At 40.9% G+C, this 17,275-nt stretch carries 18 protein-coding genes; all 18 read right to left on the reverse strand.

All coding sequences use genetic code 11. From position 1 onward, the window contains the following. Positions 1 to 305: 305 nt before the first annotated feature. The 18 genes from EHLA_RS14430 to EHLA_RS14515 all read right to left on the reverse strand — a co-directional run bounded on the left by EHLA_RS14430 (position 306) and on the right by EHLA_RS14515 (position 17,266). A complete protein-coding gene (locus EHLA_RS14430) occupies positions 306 to 653 on the reverse strand; it encodes a hypothetical protein (protein ID WP_021907075.1) in 348 nt (115 codons plus the stop codon). Positions 654 to 1,060: 407 nt separating this feature from the next. After that, positions 1,061 to 1,612, reverse strand: a complete 552-nt coding sequence (locus EHLA_RS14435) for a BMC domain-containing protein (protein WP_021907074.1) — start codon at positions 1,610 to 1,612, stop codon at positions 1,061 to 1,063. A gap of 17 nt (positions 1,613 to 1,629) precedes the next feature. After that, on the reverse strand, positions 1,630 to 2,958 hold the full coding sequence (locus tag EHLA_RS14440; RefSeq protein WP_021907073.1) for an SLBB domain-containing protein: 1,329 nt from the start codon (positions 2,956 to 2,958) through the stop codon (positions 1,630 to 1,632). A 16-nt stretch (positions 2,959 to 2,974) separates the two neighbouring features. Then, a complete protein-coding gene (locus EHLA_RS14445) occupies positions 2,975 to 4,381 on the reverse strand; it encodes an aldehyde dehydrogenase family protein (RefSeq protein WP_021907072.1) in 1,407 nt (468 codons plus the stop codon). Then, a complete protein-coding gene (locus EHLA_RS14450; RefSeq protein ID WP_021907071.1) occupies positions 4,381 to 5,394 on the reverse strand; it encodes a cob(I)yrinic acid a,c-diamide adenosyltransferase in 1,014 nt (337 codons plus the stop codon). Before EHLA_RS14450 ends, EHLA_RS14445 begins: the two co-directional genes overlap by 1 nt. 11 nt (positions 5,395 to 5,405) lie before the next feature. Next, positions 5,406 to 5,681: a EutN/CcmL family microcompartment protein gene (locus tag EHLA_RS14455; protein WP_021907070.1), complete on the reverse strand. Its 276-nt coding sequence runs from the start codon at positions 5,679 to 5,681 to the stop codon at positions 5,406 to 5,408. A 12-nt stretch (positions 5,682 to 5,693) separates the two neighbouring features. Then, positions 5,694 to 6,572 (reverse strand): flavoprotein, encoded by an 879-nt coding sequence (locus tag EHLA_RS14460; RefSeq protein ID WP_096241298.1) that lies wholly within the window; start codon positions 6,570 to 6,572, stop codon positions 5,694 to 5,696. Positions 6,573 to 6,580: 8 nt separating this feature from the next. Continuing rightward, complete coding sequence (gene eutJ, locus EHLA_RS14465) at positions 6,581 to 7,399, reverse strand: ethanolamine utilization protein EutJ (protein ID WP_021907068.1); 819 nt, start codon at positions 7,397 to 7,399, stop codon at positions 6,581 to 6,583. A 202-nt stretch (positions 7,400 to 7,601) separates the two neighbouring features. Continuing rightward, entirely contained in the window at positions 7,602 to 8,399 is a 798-nt protein-coding gene (locus EHLA_RS16805) for a BMC domain-containing protein (protein WP_162290867.1), read from the reverse strand. Between the two features lie 43 nt (positions 8,400 to 8,442). Then, positions 8,443 to 8,805, reverse strand: a complete 363-nt coding sequence (locus tag EHLA_RS14475; protein ID WP_021907066.1) for a glycerol dehydratase reactivase beta/small subunit family protein — start codon at positions 8,803 to 8,805, stop codon at positions 8,443 to 8,445. Between the two features lie 9 nt (positions 8,806 to 8,814). Next, on the reverse strand, positions 8,815 to 10,629 hold the full coding sequence (locus EHLA_RS14480; RefSeq protein WP_096241300.1) for a diol dehydratase reactivase subunit alpha: 1,815 nt from the start codon (positions 10,627 to 10,629) through the stop codon (positions 8,815 to 8,817). Positions 10,630 to 10,661: 32 nt separating this feature from the next. Next, positions 10,662 to 11,156, reverse strand: coding sequence for a diol dehydratase small subunit (locus tag EHLA_RS14485; protein ID WP_096241301.1), 495 nt, complete (start codon positions 11,154 to 11,156; stop codon positions 10,662 to 10,664). A 15-nt stretch (positions 11,157 to 11,171) separates the two neighbouring features. After that, the gene (locus EHLA_RS14490) at positions 11,172 to 11,819 is read right to left on the reverse strand and encodes a propanediol/glycerol family dehydratase medium subunit (protein WP_096241302.1); all 648 of its coding nucleotides are present in this window, start codon (positions 11,817 to 11,819) and stop codon (positions 11,172 to 11,174) included. Positions 11,820 to 11,842: 23 nt separating this feature from the next. Beyond that, complete coding sequence (locus tag EHLA_RS14495; protein ID WP_096241303.1) at positions 11,843 to 13,504, reverse strand: propanediol/glycerol family dehydratase large subunit; 1,662 nt, start codon at positions 13,502 to 13,504, stop codon at positions 11,843 to 11,845. A 190-nt stretch (positions 13,505 to 13,694) separates the two neighbouring features. Next, the gene (gene pduB, locus EHLA_RS14500; protein ID WP_021907063.1) at positions 13,695 to 14,507 is read right to left on the reverse strand and encodes a propanediol utilization microcompartment protein PduB; all 813 of its coding nucleotides are present in this window, start codon (positions 14,505 to 14,507) and stop codon (positions 13,695 to 13,697) included. 43 nt (positions 14,508 to 14,550) lie between these two features. Beyond that, entirely contained in the window at positions 14,551 to 14,823 is a 273-nt protein-coding gene (pduA, locus tag EHLA_RS14505) for a propanediol utilization microcompartment protein PduA (RefSeq protein ID WP_005344403.1), read from the reverse strand. Between the two features lie 234 nt (positions 14,824 to 15,057). Continuing rightward, complete coding sequence (locus tag EHLA_RS14510; RefSeq protein ID WP_021907062.1) at positions 15,058 to 16,212, reverse strand: 1-propanol dehydrogenase PduQ; 1,155 nt, start codon at positions 16,210 to 16,212, stop codon at positions 15,058 to 15,060. Beyond that, a complete protein-coding gene (locus tag EHLA_RS14515) occupies positions 16,199 to 17,266 on the reverse strand; it encodes a response regulator transcription factor (RefSeq protein ID WP_096241304.1) in 1,068 nt (355 codons plus the stop codon). Before EHLA_RS14515 ends, EHLA_RS14510 begins: the two co-directional genes overlap by 14 nt. Positions 17,267 to 17,275: the final 9 nt, after the last annotated feature.

The following is a 17,275-nucleotide window of genomic DNA, read 5'->3' on the forward strand; positions in this document are numbered from 1 at the left end:
TGGGGAAGAGGACAGAAGGTTGTGGCTTATTCTGATGCCATTTTCTCAATAAAAATCCCTGATAGAGATATCTTCCGAGCAAGAATAGTCTCCTGACCTCTCCCCCTTCTCTCACCAAAGACTATTTCATTCATTCCATGTGATACCAACACACAGAAAATAAAAAGAATAGACCATTGCAAATATAAAGATATCACTGCGTAGAAAATGCCTGTTCGGCATTTTTACTTGCTCTCACATTATATTTGCAATGGTCTATTATTTTTATTTTCGTCTGTTCCCTCCTAATGAATTAAATAATAATCTTAGAAAGAAAATACGTTAAATTTTGATGTTTTTGTCTTGAATTCAAGACTGTCTTTTTCGATTCTGTAAGAATCTAAATAGCAGTATGTTTCTCCTGCTTTCGATGCTGCGCTGTCATGGAAACGTACATCGCTGTCTACTTTAACTGTCATATTCCAGGATGGTTCTGTGATTCCTCTGCAGCTATAGAATACATCAAAGATTACTGTTCCGATTTCTTCTCTGTTATCTTTAAATGAAAATGATGGCTCTGCCATTCCTTCTAAACCATTCATGCGGCACATTCCGATGAAATTTAAGATGTTCTTTTTGTTAGCTTCTGTGATTGGAATATATGTTTTTCCCATTTTGCTTTTACTCCTGTCCTTTTATATTTTTGTTATATATCTGTTTATATTTTTTCACATTATTTTTGTTTTGTCTATATTAAATTTCAAGAATGCCCGGCATTCTTGCTGCGACCAACTCTGTATTTATTCAGAACTAATTCTATAGATATTTAAATTAATTCACAAGATACCTTTATGATACTTACTTTATAATCCTCTTTTTTATTTTGTCTATATTGAAATTAGGACTTTTTTTCTTGACACTAATTCCTTTTTATAGCCGAAAAAGGCTGCCCGCCTACGGGAATCTTTCCCTCCTGGCCCTGTATGGCTGAGGCGAAAGCCCGATTTATGCGGACAACCTTTCTTATATACTTAAGTTGATTATAACTACTATAATTAACTATCCATGATGTGAGGGCTTATTACTTCAATAAACTTTCAACAATCTGTGGATGTGGACGTGGAATAATTGAAGTAGATGTTACTTCTCCACTGATTCCTAATTTTGCAAGACATGCATTAACTGCTGATCTTACAGAGGATACTTCTCCTGTGATTACTAAGTATCCTTTACCGCCTAAACCTCTGGCAATTCTTAAGTCAACGATGCTGACTTTGGAAGCCTTTACTGCTGTATCGGCTGCAATAATTGCTGTTAAAGCGGAAATTGTCTCAATTGCGCCAACTGCCTGGATCTGCTGAGTTGGAGTTACTCCAGCAATAGCTGGGAGAACTTCTTCACGAATATTGTCAAGGATATGTGTGTCGATTAAGTAAATTCCGCTTACGAGTTCAGCTTTGCTCATAGCAGCTTTTACAGGACCTACATGTCCGCCAACAATAATTACATATTTACCAGGACAAATTGGTGTAGACAGTAATAATTCTACATTACCTGCTTTAACCATTTCATCTGCTGTCTGGATACCAACAGGAATGCTTTTAATTTCTACGAATCCAACTGCTTTTCTCACTGTGTAAACACCATCCTTTATTTTTCGATTGAGATACAACCGTCAGCGATTGCTTTGACTGTACCGCTGATACTAGCATGAATACAAGCACCTAATTTACCTTCTGCAGGCTGAGCGATCACATCGCCTTTTGCAACGGTATCACCAACACTTACACATGGAACTGCAGGTGCGCCGATGTGCTGTCCTACAGGAATAGATACGTGATCTATCTCTGTTGTTAATTCTGTCAGAGGAGCTGGCACATTATACTGAGTCAGTCCAAGACGAGCAATTAACTTCTTAATAGGGAATCGTTTGTACTCTCTCATTGGATGTACTGATTCTGGCTGGTTATGCAATGTACTCTTAATACCCTGTTTTGCCATGATACCTTTCAGTTCATGATTTACCTTCCAAGGCTGGAGGTTCATGATACATGCATACTGGCAAAGACGACATTCTGAACATAAGAATGCGATCATTGGTGTATCAGAACCATCGCATAAGCTTCCGTAGCTTGCAAATCTGATAGTCTTGTTTGGTTCAATTCTATGTCCGATCAGATGACGAGGACATACTTCTGAACACATACTACAGTGACAACATGCAGCTTTTGCCATATGAAGCATCTTAGGTATTGGAAGTTTTACATCCTGAATTAATGGATGATCTTCCGGTAATACGATTAAGCCTTTTGTTGTTTTTGTAATCTTAGAATCTAACGCAACATGTTTACCCATCATAGGACCGCCGTTAATTACGACATATGGTCCATTTACGGTAACTCCTCCAGCGAGGTCTAATGCTTCTTTTACTGTCATACCAAGTGGCAGTTTCAATGTAATGTGATTCTTTACTTCACCGGCAAATGTCACATAAGAATCTGTAACTGGTTTGTCTTCAAAGTAAGCATTGTAAATATTAAGCATGGTCTCTACATTGGAAACGATAACTCCACACTGTAGAGGAATTCCACCTTCTGGTACAATTCTTCCCGTAACTTCGTATACTGTAATCTGTTCATCACCAGCTGGATAGAAGTTTGGAAGGAGATGAAGGCTGATGCCTTCATACTCTCCCAAGAGCTGGTTAAAGCTGTTAATTGCTGCTTCATAGTGACCTTTTAAGGCAATTACACCCTTGTCTGCACCTACTGCTTCCATGCAGAGCTTTAATGCATCAAGAATTTTCTTTGTCTCAACGGCCATAAGCTGCTGATCGACTCTTAATAACGGTTCACATTCAGCACCATTAATGATGACATATTCAGCCTTAGCATTCATTTTTACATGAGTAGGAAAACCTGCACCACCGGCACCAACGATACCGGATTTTGCAATGATATCAATAAGGTTTTTTTCCATTTAACTCACCTCTTAATTATTTCATTCTGATATGGAGACCGTCCTGTAATACACATCTTCTCTTACGGCAGAATGATTTAGCAGATGTTAAACCTTCACCTGTAGGTCCGGCAATTGTGAATGTTGTATATCCCATTCCGCCAACACCGATACCTGCATAAGATGGGCCATTCTTTACGAAAATAGTTGTTTCGATTTCTTTTGCCATCTTTGTAAGTTTATCTACATTCTTAGAATGCATCATAGCTGTATGTCTGTTACCATGTTCTACTTCTACAGCGAAGTCAATAGCTTCGTCTACGTTAGGAACACGAACGATAGGAAGGATAGGCATCATTAACTCGATCTGTACGAATGGATGATCCTTAGGAGCTTCCATGATGATACATTTAACTTCTGGTCCAACCTTGATTCCAACTTTGTCAAGGATGTACTGTGCGCTCTTACCTACGAAGTTAACAGCTGGTTTCTTTCTGTCTTTTGTTACAAGATCAACCATCTTTTCGATGATTTCAGGATCTTTTACTTCGTATGCGCCATTGTTCTTCATGTTGAAGATTAAGTAGTCAGCGATCTGATCTACAGCGATAACTTCTTTCTCTGCGATACATGGAAGGTTGTTATCGAAAGAACATCCGTTAACGATGTCTTTTGCTGCTTTTTCGATATCAGCTGTCTCATCTACTACTACTGGAGGGTTACCAGCACCAGCTCCGATAGCTTTCTTACCTGTGGACATAACTGCTTTAACGATTCCAGGACCACCTGTAGCAACAAGCATACGAACCTTTGGATGGTTCATCATGATGTTTGTATTTTCGATAGATGGCTCTTTTACAGTTACGATTAAGTTTCTAGGAGCGCCCAGTTCTTCTAATTTAGCGTTCAGTTTTTTAATTAACCAGATGGAAACGCCTTTTGAACGTGGATGTGGGCTGAATACTACAGTGTTTCCACCAGCGAGCATTGCGATGGAGTTACAGATAACTGTTTCTGTAGGGTTTGTTGTAGGAGCGATAGCACCAATTACACCGAATGGACAGTACTCAACTAATGTAAGTCCGTCATCACCTGATAAAGCTTCTGTTGTTAAATCTTCAACACCTGGGGATTTAACTGCTGCTAAACGGTTTTTGATTACTTTATATTCATAAGCACCCATTCCACTTTCTTCTACTGCGAGCTTACTCATGTACTCAAGGTTTTCTTTTGTACAAACAACCTCTCTGATACCTTCAACGTATCTCTGTCTGTCAGCCATGGAATGGTTCATATATTCTTTCTGTGCTTTTGCGGAAGCTTCGATTGCTTCATCCATAGTATCAAAGATACCATATCCATATTCACTTTCGCAGGAGCCAGTCTCAACATCGTTTAAAACTTTTTTAACGACTTTTTCAATTAATTCAACATCGATATTCATTATGCTTTTCCTCCTTGCATTTTTTCTAATGCGTATGTCGCTACTGCCATATCCTCTTCAGCGGTACCACCACTTACTCCGATAGCTCCGATTACTTTGCCATCTTTCTTGATCGGGTATCCGCCTCCAAAACAAATAATTCTGCCATCACCAGAATTATGAAGACTCCACAGGCTCTCACCTGGTTTCGTCACATCAGCAAGATCACATGTCGGACACTTTAAAGCACAGGCAGTGTATGCTTTATCCTGAGACACCTTTGTACTGATCAAAAGGGTTCCTTCCATGCGCTGGAAGTATAATAAGTTTCCACCTTCATCTACTGCGGAAAATGCAACTGGAACACCAATTTCTTTTGCCTTTTCTTCTATGAATCCAGCCATCTTTTTCAAGCTTTCCATTGACATATCCATGCTGTTTTCTTCCTTTCTCATAGATCCTAAGGTTTCAACTACCTGTCTCACTGTGTCTTTTAATTCTTCGATCTCCTGATCTTTTGCTCTTGCCTCTTCGAGACGAGCCATTGCAAAGCATGCATCGGATAAACGATTGATATACTTGCGTAACTCCTCACGAACAGGAACCTGTTTTGCCAGTGCTGTCATTATTCTCTCTGCGCGTCTTACAATTGTTCTTGAAACGTGTAAGGCTGCGGAGGAAGGATTAACTCCAGGTACTACGAATTCTCGCATCAGCCCGTTCACTTCGGTGGATTTATCAATGATATTTTCGAGGTACTTGATATCAGCTTCCCCGATCTTATCTTTGAGCATTTCCATTCCTCTTGCATCACTGGCTAATTCAGCACCTGCCTGGAACATCCTCTTCTGAATATGATTAATATATTCTTTTATTTCCGGTGAATCAGTCAGGGTATAGGCAACTCCCAAAGAAGAGATTGCTTCATCGACAGTTCCGTAAGCATCAACGTTTAAACTATCTTTGTCAACTCTGGAACCACCATACAGACCCGTTGTTCCTTTATCACCTGTTTTTGTATAAATATTTGACATTATTCACACCCTTAACACTGTGATATTTCTACGGTATCGACAATGCCGACAATCGCAGCATCTACTGGCAGGTCAGTCTTTTTACCATCTGACATACGTGCGGAGCTTCCGCCTACGACAATTACGGTTTCACCATCGCCGGCTCCAACAGTATCAACAGCAATTTCTGTCTGTTTCTTTGCTGTAAGATCCTGATTGATCTTTTCAACGATAAGAAACTTACTGCCGGTCAGGCTTGGAGCCTTAACAGTAGAAACTACTGTACCAATCACTTTACCTAAATACATGTCTTCACCTACTTACTCTTTTACAATCGTAATTCCGCGATTTAAAGCTTCGTCTTTTGCAAGACCGGTAACTAATGCATCCTGTCTTACAACGATTGTTTTAAATCTCGCATTCTTTGCTATATCGACTCTGCCGATTACTTTTTTATCAAGTTTTACACTACCGGTTGCTCCCGCTTTTTTAACAGGCTGGCTTACTGACTGTACTGCCGGCTCCATCTTTGCGGAAACAATTCTCTCTTTTTTTGGTGCTGGCTTACTGTTATCCAGTGCCGGAAGAGAAATCTTTGCAGAGAAAACTTCATTTACTTTACTGCACAGACTATAGTCTGTAGTCAATGTGATTCCGTATGCGAGCATATCTTCAAGATTATGCCGCATTTTCGCTTTATAAGCTTCTGTTACTTTAAAGCCTAACTGCTCTCTTACCTTGTTATCCGGACAGCAGCCATCAATTGCTGCCACGATTGGCTTTCCTGTAGCCATCGCTCTGGAAATCATATTGGTAAGAAGATTATCACTGATACAATTTGCAACCTTTGCGGCTGTATTAATTGTCAGGGACGGAATAATTACAAACTGACTGTCGTCTACAATCTGTCTGCCGTTAACCGGAGCGCCCTCAACATAAATGGCATCCGGATCAATGTCATTTTTGATACGTTCTTCTGTAATTACTTCTCCTGCTGCCTTTGACAGTACTGCTGTCAATGTCCAGCCGTCTTTTTTCAGTTCATTTAAGGATGTTACTGCATCCTTATATCCGATCAAAGCTCCAGAGAAAAGAACAGTTGCCTTCTTACAGGCCTGTGCGTATCGTAAGATGACCTGATCTGAAATGTATTCCACAATGGTTGACATAAGCGCTTCTTCAAATTCTTTTCTATTCATTATGCCACCTATTGCTTATTGCAGTTCATGGCAATTCCTAATGGAGTAACCAGTAAAGGTTCTTTCGGCTTAATCGTCTTAACCCCAGTTTCCTTCTCAAAAACACTCTCGAACTTTTTAAAGCTGCAGGCACCGCCTACTACATAAATAACGTCCACATCGTATCCCTGGATAAAACGGGCAACGATTGCTGCCATCTTTTCAATTACCGGTTTAACCACAGGAAATACCAGCATTTCCTGTTTCGGATCTTTTTTGATTCTCTCGGCCTCTTCAAAGGAGCATCCAAGACTTCCAGCAAGAACCAGAGTCATGTGTGTTCCACCTGTAGGCTCATCTGCAGTAAAGATAACCTCTCCATCTTTGAGAATACTGATACCGGTTGTTCCACCACCGACATCCACTACTGCTCCATTTGTAATACCAAGAACAGAAGCGGCGGCAGTTGGTTCATCAACAACATTGATTACATCCAGTCCAACAGATTCAACTACGTTAGAAATTACCTTTACGTTTCCAGAAATAATTCCCGGCGGAACAGCTGTGGCAGCTTCGTAAAACTCCACTCCCATCAGGTCTTCCAGCTTGGCTTTCATATTTCTGACCGCTCTGGATGCACCCATGAAATCCACAACGATTCCATCCCGTACAACCGTGGACGGATAGGAGGCCCCGGCAATTGGTGTGTTATTGGAATCTACAACAGATACTACAATGTTGGCGGTTCCAAGATCGACACCCAATCTCAAATCCCCTTCATAGGGACGAAATTCTTCATTTTTGATAAGCTCCGAAAATCCAACTAAAACGTTATTGTAATCGTTCATGTGATCCCCTTATTCATTCTAATGTTCGAATACCGAATCATTATTGTCAGGATTGCATGTGTCTGTCTCGGTATCCACATGCATCCATTGCGCATATTTGTATGTACAAAAAAGTACGTTATTATTGATACTATGGCAGGAAAGGCGGGAAGCCTTCCCTGCCGGATTTCTAAATTGATAATCCAGAGCCGATTATTCCGATTTATTTGTTATCGTTATTATCGGTGTTCTTTTTTCTTCTGGATCTGCTTCTTCTATTTCCTGTTGAAGTCTTTCCTTTAGAAGGTTCTGCTTTTTTATCAGAATCTTTCTTCGTTTCAGTCTCTTCAGGTGCTGCTTCCTCTGTTTCCGGTTTCTCTACTGGAGTCTCTTCTGCCGGAGCTTCCGGTGCAGGTTCTTCTGCCTTCGGCTCTTCTACAGGAGCTTCTTCCACTGGAGCTTCTTCTACAGGAGGTTCCTCTGCAGGTTCTTCTGCTTTTGGTTCCTCTACAGGAGCTTCCTCTTTGACCTCTTCCGTTTCAGGTTCTTCTGATGTCGGCTCTTCTTCTTCGGATTCTTCCACTACAGGCGGTTCAGGTGCTTCCTCAGTTACTACCTCAACCTCTGGTTCTGTTTTTGGTTTCCAGTTCTTTACAAGTACCGGTTTCTTAGTATCTCCCTTTGGACGATAACCTTCTGCAAGAGCGATATCTCCACCAACAGTTTCTCTGTTGTCTACGAGTAATTCTCTCATGCCGTCTGCCGGTCTTGCCTTTAACAGTGTACTCTTTGTTCCACTTAATGAACCGTTAACTGCTTCTGCTGCTTTCTTACCTGCTGCGATTGCTGCTCTACATGCTCCGACGTTACCTTCTACTTTTACAGTACACATTCCGCCGCCTTTTGCATATTCATAACCAAGCAGTCTTACATTAGCAGACTTAACAGCCGCATCTGCTGCTGCCACACAGGCAGCTAAACCAAAGGTTTCGATGAAACCAAGACATTTATTGTTAGACACCTTCACACCTCCTCACATTTCAGAATTAATTGATTGTAAAGCCTTAATCCAGAACTTTGAATGGCATTTTCTTTACCAGTCTTGCGGCATTAGCGCCGATTTTCCGGAACAGCTCTGTCTGATATAACTTAATCTTAAAAAGAGGGGCCGCCTTATCCAGCTTCTCATGCTGAAGAACAACGCCTTCTTTGCTGATACCAACGCCCACCCCTAATCTTGAATTCAAGCTGGCATTATGTGCAAGTTCTAATACGGAACTGCAATGCTCTGCCTGAACATCATAGGGGATGCCTTCCTCTTCGATTCCAAGAAGGACACTGACAAAATCAGCTTCAGAAAGGTGATCACAGTCATAAAAAACTTTCACTGAAGGTCTGTTATCAATTACTGTATTGCTTCCTTCCATAATTGTCTCCTATACATCAGCACAAGACATCGCAAGTCCTGTTGCTACCGCATTACGAGGGCCTTCGCATCCGCGAATGTTTCCCCGACCAGCTACTATATTATATTGTGATAATGCATCAGTTACGAGAGTCGGCACCTCGAAGTCGAGTGCAGAACCACCTACTAATACTACAAATTCGATATCACGAACATTACCGGTAGGACTTACCTTCGCTAATGAACGAATCGCATTTGTTACAAATACTTTCTTCTTTGCATTGGTTCTTACCATCTTAATCTTTTCCATGGAATCCTGTCCCTCAATTGGAACAAGCTCTCCCTCTTCTTTGACTAAGACAACCTTTGCAAATACATTTGGATCTAACGGTTTTTCGAAGAACTGAACCGTTCCATCTTCGTGACGGATATGGAAAAGGCTCTCAACTTTTGCAAGAGAATACTTTTTAATATCTTCTGCTGTATTGAAATCCTCCAGCCCTAGTTCTGACTGAATAAGTAAAGTTACCATATTTCCGGCTCCTGCCAGATGGACAAGCTTTACATTTCCTTCTCTGTCTTTAATTGAAGCATCCGTTGATCCTGCTCCCATATCTACTATGGCAAGTGGTACATTTGTACCCGGTGTAGTTAAAGCCCCTTTAATAGCCATATCTGCCTCAACACCGCCAACATATACAGGGATTTTTAATCGGTCTGTCAATTCTTCCGCAATCATCTTCATCTGAAGACGGTCTGCCTTAACCATGGCAGCAATTCCTACTGCACTTTCTAAAGAAAATTCATTTGCGAGACCACCTTTAATCTTCTGAGGATTATAAGTATCTACAGCAAGTAAATCCTGAATTTTGATATCTTTTGGATGCTGGTTTGTAAGATTTGACATAACCTGACGAACTTTTTCAAGCATACCGCCGGCATTGGTTCCAGGTTCACCTTTAATATCTTCGATGACTGGGACGCTGTTTACAGCTTCCATCATCTTCTCGGCTCCCTCTTCTACGCCAACGATTACTTTTTTCTTTGCGCCTATAATCTCAATAGAACCGGCAGGTATACGTCTTTCTTTTACGTCTCCTTCCGGTGTTTTAATGACAACGGCAGAACGATTTCCGATTAACGCGCGGGCAATCGGTACAACCTGTTTTGTATCTTCCGGTGACAGTTTGAATAATGTTGCGATACCATATGGGTTAGAGAGTACTTCGACAACTCCGCCAACAGGGGCAACTTCTACTGCACATAACATTCCGAGAGGTACTTTATCAATCATACCCACCTCATCAACGATAGGAATCTTCTTTTCAAGCCTGTTGTTAATCAAAACGCCATCATCGCGCTGGACAATGGCACCTGTAATGTTAAATATTTTGTTATATCGGTTAATGAGTGCAGCGGCAGCTTCAAAGGAAACTTCTGCCGGAATAACCACAATTACATCTCCTCCATCTTTGACAGTATCTAATCTGTCGATGCGCTGAGATATTCCAACACCAATCCCAATACCACCAGGAGTATTGGGATTGTGTCCAATCATAGTAGATTCCGTGATAATAGTTTCGGTAATGGTCTCCATAGCGACATCACCGATAACGGGAGCGGCTTCATTGATACGAACTTCATCAAGATCACTGATTTCAAAGCCAACTTTATCAAGTGCCTTCTTCAGTGACTGAAAAACTCCGTGTATGTTCTGTTTCGTTCCTTTGATTCCAGTGGTACTTGTAATACCACTGGAAAGAAACGTCACATTTTTACCATCAATTCTGGCAATCGCAGTTTCCGTTGTTGCATTGCCAATATCAACGCCCGCAACTAATTTCACTTCTCATACCTCCGTTGAAATCAATCAACTAATTATTTTTTTAAACGGTTACGTTTTTCGTAAATGTCTGCAGCTTCTTTAACGAAGTTACCACTTACTGTAGCACCGTATTCATTGATTAACTCATCACCGATTGCATATAATTCAGCTTTTGTTGAACGATATGGTCTAAGAGCGTTATAAATCTCAAGAAGTCTTGCATCAGGTACTGGGATTAACTCACCAGCTCTTCTTAAGTTTGTTGCGAAGAATCCACGTCCTGCAGATTCAGCAACCTGAGCCTGTAATTCCAGAGTTTCTTTTGTGATACGGAAATCTTTAGCGTCTAACTTACCGTCGATAACACCCTGTAATGTTAACTCGTCTAAAGTTTTTCCAGAAGCACTCTTGATTAATTCTGGTTTTTTCTCTCCCAGTGGGTAATCTTCAACCGTAACCTTGCCTTCACATTCGCAGGCTGCGGCAGAACCCTGCATGTTTTTCATAACTTCCTGCATAATCTGTCTTACTAATAATTCCTGATCCACGATTGACACCTCCGTTTATTTAAATACAACTTTAAGAGCTTTAGGAGCTTTATCTCTGTCTGCATGCTCTGTTTCTTTGATGTGCAGTACAGCGGATAAAGCCTGGAATTTAGGTCTTGCCATCTGGTCATTCTTTACAGGTACCGGATTTGGTGATTCACCTTTAGCGTACTGAGCAGCGTTCTTTCCGATTGCTCTGTATGTTTCAAGGTCAATAAGTGGGCACTGTGGGAATAACTCTAAGTTAGACAGCGGTGGAAGGTCTTTCTGATGGATTACAGTTGTACCTTTGGACTGAATTCCAATACCGATTCCTGATCCTGATAATTCAGCAGCATCATGAGCGATGAAAGATACATCGGATGTTCTGTAAACTTTAACGATTCTACAGGAAACTCCTTCTTCCTCTAAACCAGCCATGATTTCTTTAACGATAGCTGCATGAGGAACACCAACGATGTTAGTTGTCTGGGATTCTCCGAATGCAGGAGCTAAACCTAAAACAACTTCGTTAGGATTTGTACCTTTTTCAGCGTCACCGATTTCAGTGATCTGCATACCAGGGCATTCATAAGCTTCTTCAGCTGCTGCTGAGGAAGTTGTGTTCATTTCTTTAAGAACTTCAGCGATAACACTTTTTAATAATTTTTCATCAATTGCCATTATGGTTCACCTTCCTTACTCGATTAAAGTTTAGCCGGATCTACTGCAGTACGGATATCAGACAGTTTCTCCCAAAGTTCTGGGCTGATCTGGTAACCTGTCATAGGTCCTTCATAGCAGTTAGGGCTGTTAACAGCAGAAATTACATGGAATTTATCATCAAGCATGGAAGCTGTATGTAAGTAGTCACCAACAACTTTAGCTTTCTGAATGTTGAAGATAGACTCTGCAACGTCTTCGAAACCACCCTTGTAAAGAGCTTTAACGAAATCAATACCTGTAACACCACGGTTAAGCATATCTGTAGCAGCTTTAAGGTCAGCTACAACGTCACGGTCTGGCATATCCTGTGATCCACGAGCATATGTACCAGCTTCAACTTCTTCATCTGTAATTTCAGGTAAACCTAATTCACGGAACAGTGCCTGAATAGCTCTTGCAGCTTTGTTACGTGCTGCAACAACTTCTTCTTCTCTTGCAGGAAGAAGACCAGCATCTACTCTTAAGTCACGCTGGATTACTACCCAGTCATCATAATCGTCTGCATCCCAGTTAGATCCTGCGAACATGTTGTCGTAGTTAGGTGTTGCAGAATATCCGGAACAGATGTAGTCAGTTCCAGGAATGAACTGAGGGATAGAACGAGCAACTCTACGAAGATCAGAATGTGTAAATGTCTGGTCATTAGAGGAAGCGTTCTCAAGGTCAAGCATAGCAGCGATTAAGTTCTCACATGCAACGGCGCGGATACCACCAGGTACAGCGGCTGGAACACCGATACAAGATACGGAACCATTCTGTGTTCCCTGAACACCAGCACCACGAGTAACACCAAGACATCTAGCCTCAAGGTAAAGCATGGATTTTCCTTCTGCCATACCCATCTGAACTTCTGAACCAGTACCAGATGTAAATCTCATCTTAACACCACGAGATGCGTAGCAGGATGCTAAGAAAGCTTTTGACCAAGGAGTATCATCACCATCCATGAATACGTCTTCAGTTCCGTATACGGATACTGTCTCAGCGTAAGCGGTGTAACCTCTCATACCTAAGTCAAGCTCTGTAGCTTCTTCTACAGCACACTGTGTAAGGATACCAGGACGTCCAACGTTAGCACCTAACATAATAGCGATAGCGTTAAATGGAGCGTAACGTACGATACCTACTGTTGTCTCCATCTCAGCGAATCCACGAACTGCTGCTTCTGCTGCATCTGCTGCAATCTGAATCATGTTATCTTTTACGTTTGTAACGTGACACTGGTTAGCTGGTTTTAAACGACATCTCATCTTGGTAATACCCATCATAACTTCAAGTACGTTCAGGTTACCAACGATTTCAACTAACTTAGCAGGTGTAACTGCTGTAGTATATTTTAAGCACTCTGCTCTTGGTACGTTAATGTCTACTAACATACGTGCAATCTGCAGAGAATCTGTAGCCATAGCCTCTTCTGCAAAGTCAAGGTTAATAGCGTATTTAGCAATGAATGCATCAAGCATATCAAAGTCTTCTTTGGTTTTTCCATCCATCTCAACGACTTCGCCGTTTACGATCTTGATAGATGGAGTAGGATCGAATGGGCTGTTCATGGCAATGAAGCCTACTTCTGGCCATTCTTTTGCATAACCATCCTGGTTAACAGGTCTTTGATCTAAATATTCAAAACGTTTACTTCTCACGGTCTCAACACCTCTCAAATTCTCAATTAAACTATCTTTTACTTTAAATCATCTGTTCAAAATCTATTTAAAATAAAAGGATTACAATATCCATCTGCAGGCTCTCACCCCCGCTTTGTGGATATCTCATGCATTATTCCTTATGCGGCTCTCACCCCGTATAAAGAAGCTTTAAAAATCAGAGCGTTTCTTAGATATATGGAACAGTACCAGATTCCAGTGGCTCACTTGGCTCTAAAGCTTTGAGTAACTGTTTACCAACTTCTCTTGCACCAATGATAGCCTGTCTAACTGCTCCTGAATCTCCTGTGAAGAAGAAGTTAACCTCGTTAGAGAAGGATGTTCCACCATTACCTGGTGTAGCGATAGCGATAGGATCGATAGTAGCTGTCTTAGAAGCTGTATCGGCTAATACGATACCAATACCTGAAGGAGCTCCTACAGTGATACCAAATGCTTTACCAACAACTGCGCCAAATGCTTTCTCTAAGCAGTAAGAAGCACGTGCTGTGTACTGGAACTCAAGATGTCCAGCGGAGTTTCCGTATACATCACCGAAGTGTTTGCCAACGAAGCTTAATGCAACTTCTACAGCTCTTCTTGCATCAGAAACATCTTCTGCACCGAATACGATTAAGCATCCATGTCCAGCGCCGCCTTCTGTATCACGAGGGCACTCGATCATGCAAACTTCTGTGTTTGTAGCTTTAACAGCTTCATCTGCTGCGAAGATCTGAGGACCTGCACCAGTACGATCTGCAAGGATACCGATTGAACGATATTTAGGGTCGATCTTTAATAATTCATGAACACTGTAGTCAAGGTTAGCGATTACTAAACCGATTGTGTGTCCCATAGCTGTTCCAACATACTCTGTTAAACCGCAAAGGTCTTCATTGATTCCCTGAGGAGCTTCGCAAGCCATACTCTGAGCAGGAGCATCTGTGCCACCCATTTTTTTCATAACTTCGTCCATGATTTTAGCCATCATTTCATCTTTCATTGAATTATACCTCCATTAATAATTGATCAGACAAGGACTAACTCTATTGTGGTAAGATCTTTTCTACGTCTGTATGTGGTCTTGGGATTACGTGGCTGGAAACTACTGTACCAACTTTATCTGCAGCAACTGTACCTGCGTCTACAGATGCTTTAACAGCTCCTACGTCACCTCTTACCATAACTGTAACTAAACCGGAACCGATTTTTTCGTATCCTACTAATGTTACGTTTGCTGATTTAACCATGGCATCGGCTGCTTCAATTGCGCCAACTAAACCTTTGGTTTCAATCATTCCTAAAGCTTCTTTCTGCATAATTGACCTCCTTATAAAATTCTTATCTGCCCCGTGGTTGATTGTTCTGGCAGACTTTATTTTGGTTGATTTACAGGATAGTATCATTATATAGCACTTTTCACAAAATTACTTGGCTAGTGCCTATAATTTTTAGTTTTTAAACACATAAAAACTCATGCATTTATTTATATTCATGATACTTTGTTGCCATATTCACCACAGAGCAGCAAATGATTCTGTATACAAACGCTACTATTTTGCAATATGATCAAGAATTTTATTAATATCTTCTGCTGTAACCTTTCTAGGGTTAGCCTGTGTACATGCATCAGCCAATGCACGACGCACAATTTCTTCTCTGTGTTTATTAAATTCTTCTACACTGACGCCACATTCGGACATACACTGTGGACGATCCATATATTTTAACAGACGCTGGATCTCTGCAATCAGATTAGCCACACCAACTTTAGGTGTAGGAGCTGGCAGGCCAACGATTCTTGCCATCTTCTGATACTTCTTTGCTGCGTCATTGCTGTGTTTTGCGCCTTCTCTTGCCATATCAGCATTAAACTCAATAACATAAGGAAGCACTAACGCATTGGCTCTTCCATGTGGAATGTGGAAGATTGCTCCTAAAGCATGAGCGATACCATGGTTTACACCAAGATTTACAAGGTTAAATGCCATACCTGCAAGGCAGGATGCTCTGTGCATTTTATCTCTCGCCTTAATATCATAACCATTGCGGTAAGCACGTGGAAGGAATTCAAAAGCAAGCTCTGCAGCTTTTTCTGCCAGACAGTCAGAACAATCGCTTGCTGTCTCTGAAACATAAGCTTCAAGAGCATGGGTAATAACATCCATTCCTGTATCCGCTGTAATAAACGGAGGTGCTGACTTAACAAGTTCCGGATCAAGGATAGCGATATCTGGCATAAGACTCTCATCAATTAATGGAATCTTAACCCCTGTCTTGCTGTCTGTTACAACAGCAAACTGTGTAACTTCGGAACCTGTACCACTTGTTGTCGGCAGGGCAATCAGTTTGATCTTCTTCTGATTATCAGGATTCTGCTTTTCGTCAATCTTCTTAGCCATATATACAATGGCCTTCGCCGCGTCAATGGAAGAACCTCCTCCAAGAGCAACTACGACATCACAGTCCTTATCCTGCAAAAATGCGATACCCCTTTCAATCAGATCCATTGGTGGATCAGGGACAACTTCACTGAAAACGGAAACCTCTTTACAATTAGACAGCTTCTTTAAGATTATGTCTGCCATACCTGAATCTACCATAAACTTATCAGTGATCAGGACCGCATTCTCATCTTTTTCTTCAAGAAGTGCGTCTATGGCGTCTTCACTGAATAAAACTTCAGTGGAAAGTTTAAACCGTTTCATTTTCCTCCTCCTTTCTGTTTCTGTACTTTTCTCTATACTCAGACGGCGTTAATCCGGTCTTCTTCTTGAAGGCCTTACTGAAGTAATTCGCTTCATTATACGCCAGATCCAAGGCAATATTAAGCACCGGAATGTCTGTGTTGACCAGCATTTCTTTTGCTAGGTCCATCTTCCGGTCTGTGACATAGGTGATAAAGTTCACACCCATCTCTTTTTTGAATATCTTACTTAAATAATAAGTGCTGATATTCACATGGTTTGCAACATCCTCAAGGCTGATTCCCTTCTTGAGATTTCTCTCTATGTAATCGATAACCGCCTTCATGCCCCCTTCTGAGAGCTTACCCTTGATATTCATCTTATCAAAGAGAATGTCTACCATCTTGATAATTTCATTATAGGCATCATGTTTATTATTATAAAGAAGGTACTTAATCTTAAGCTTCTCCATCTGAACTACAAGTTCATTCGTATCAACGATTCCAAGTTCCTCACTGATCCGCACGATTGTCTTAGCAACCTCCTGCAGTCTCTTTGATATAATATTAACATCATGCTCCTCTAAGTATAACTGGTCTATGTAGTCTCTTAAAATGTCTACGGAAGCTTTATAAGAGCATTTTTTTAATTCCATTTCAAATTTGGAAAGCAATTTATTACTCTTACCGGTCTGTCTACCCTCTCCTAAACGACTTGAAAAAGACTTCACAGACTCAAGTAAAACCTCTTTTCTAATAGGTTTCAGAAGGAAATCATCCACCTTCAACTTTATTGCTCTATGCGCAATATTAAAATCATCGTATGCAGTTGTTATAATAATAACAGCTTTTGGAAGTTTTTTCCTCGCATACTTGATTACTTCCATACCATCAATTCCAGGTATGTTAATATCTACCAGTAGAAGATTAATATCTTTTGAATCAATCATCTCTACTGCCTCAAAACCGCTCTTCGCTTCTCCGACAATCTCTACATCTAATAAATTCTCCTCCAGAAAAATCTTCATGGAGGTTCTTTCTAATTCTTCATCCTCTACAATTAATATCTTATACAAGGTTTCTCT

Origin of the sequence: Anaerobutyricum hallii (genome assembly GCF_900209925.1) — a bacterium.
Lineage (GTDB): Bacteria > Bacillota > Clostridia > Lachnospirales > Lachnospiraceae > Anaerobutyricum > Anaerobutyricum soehngenii.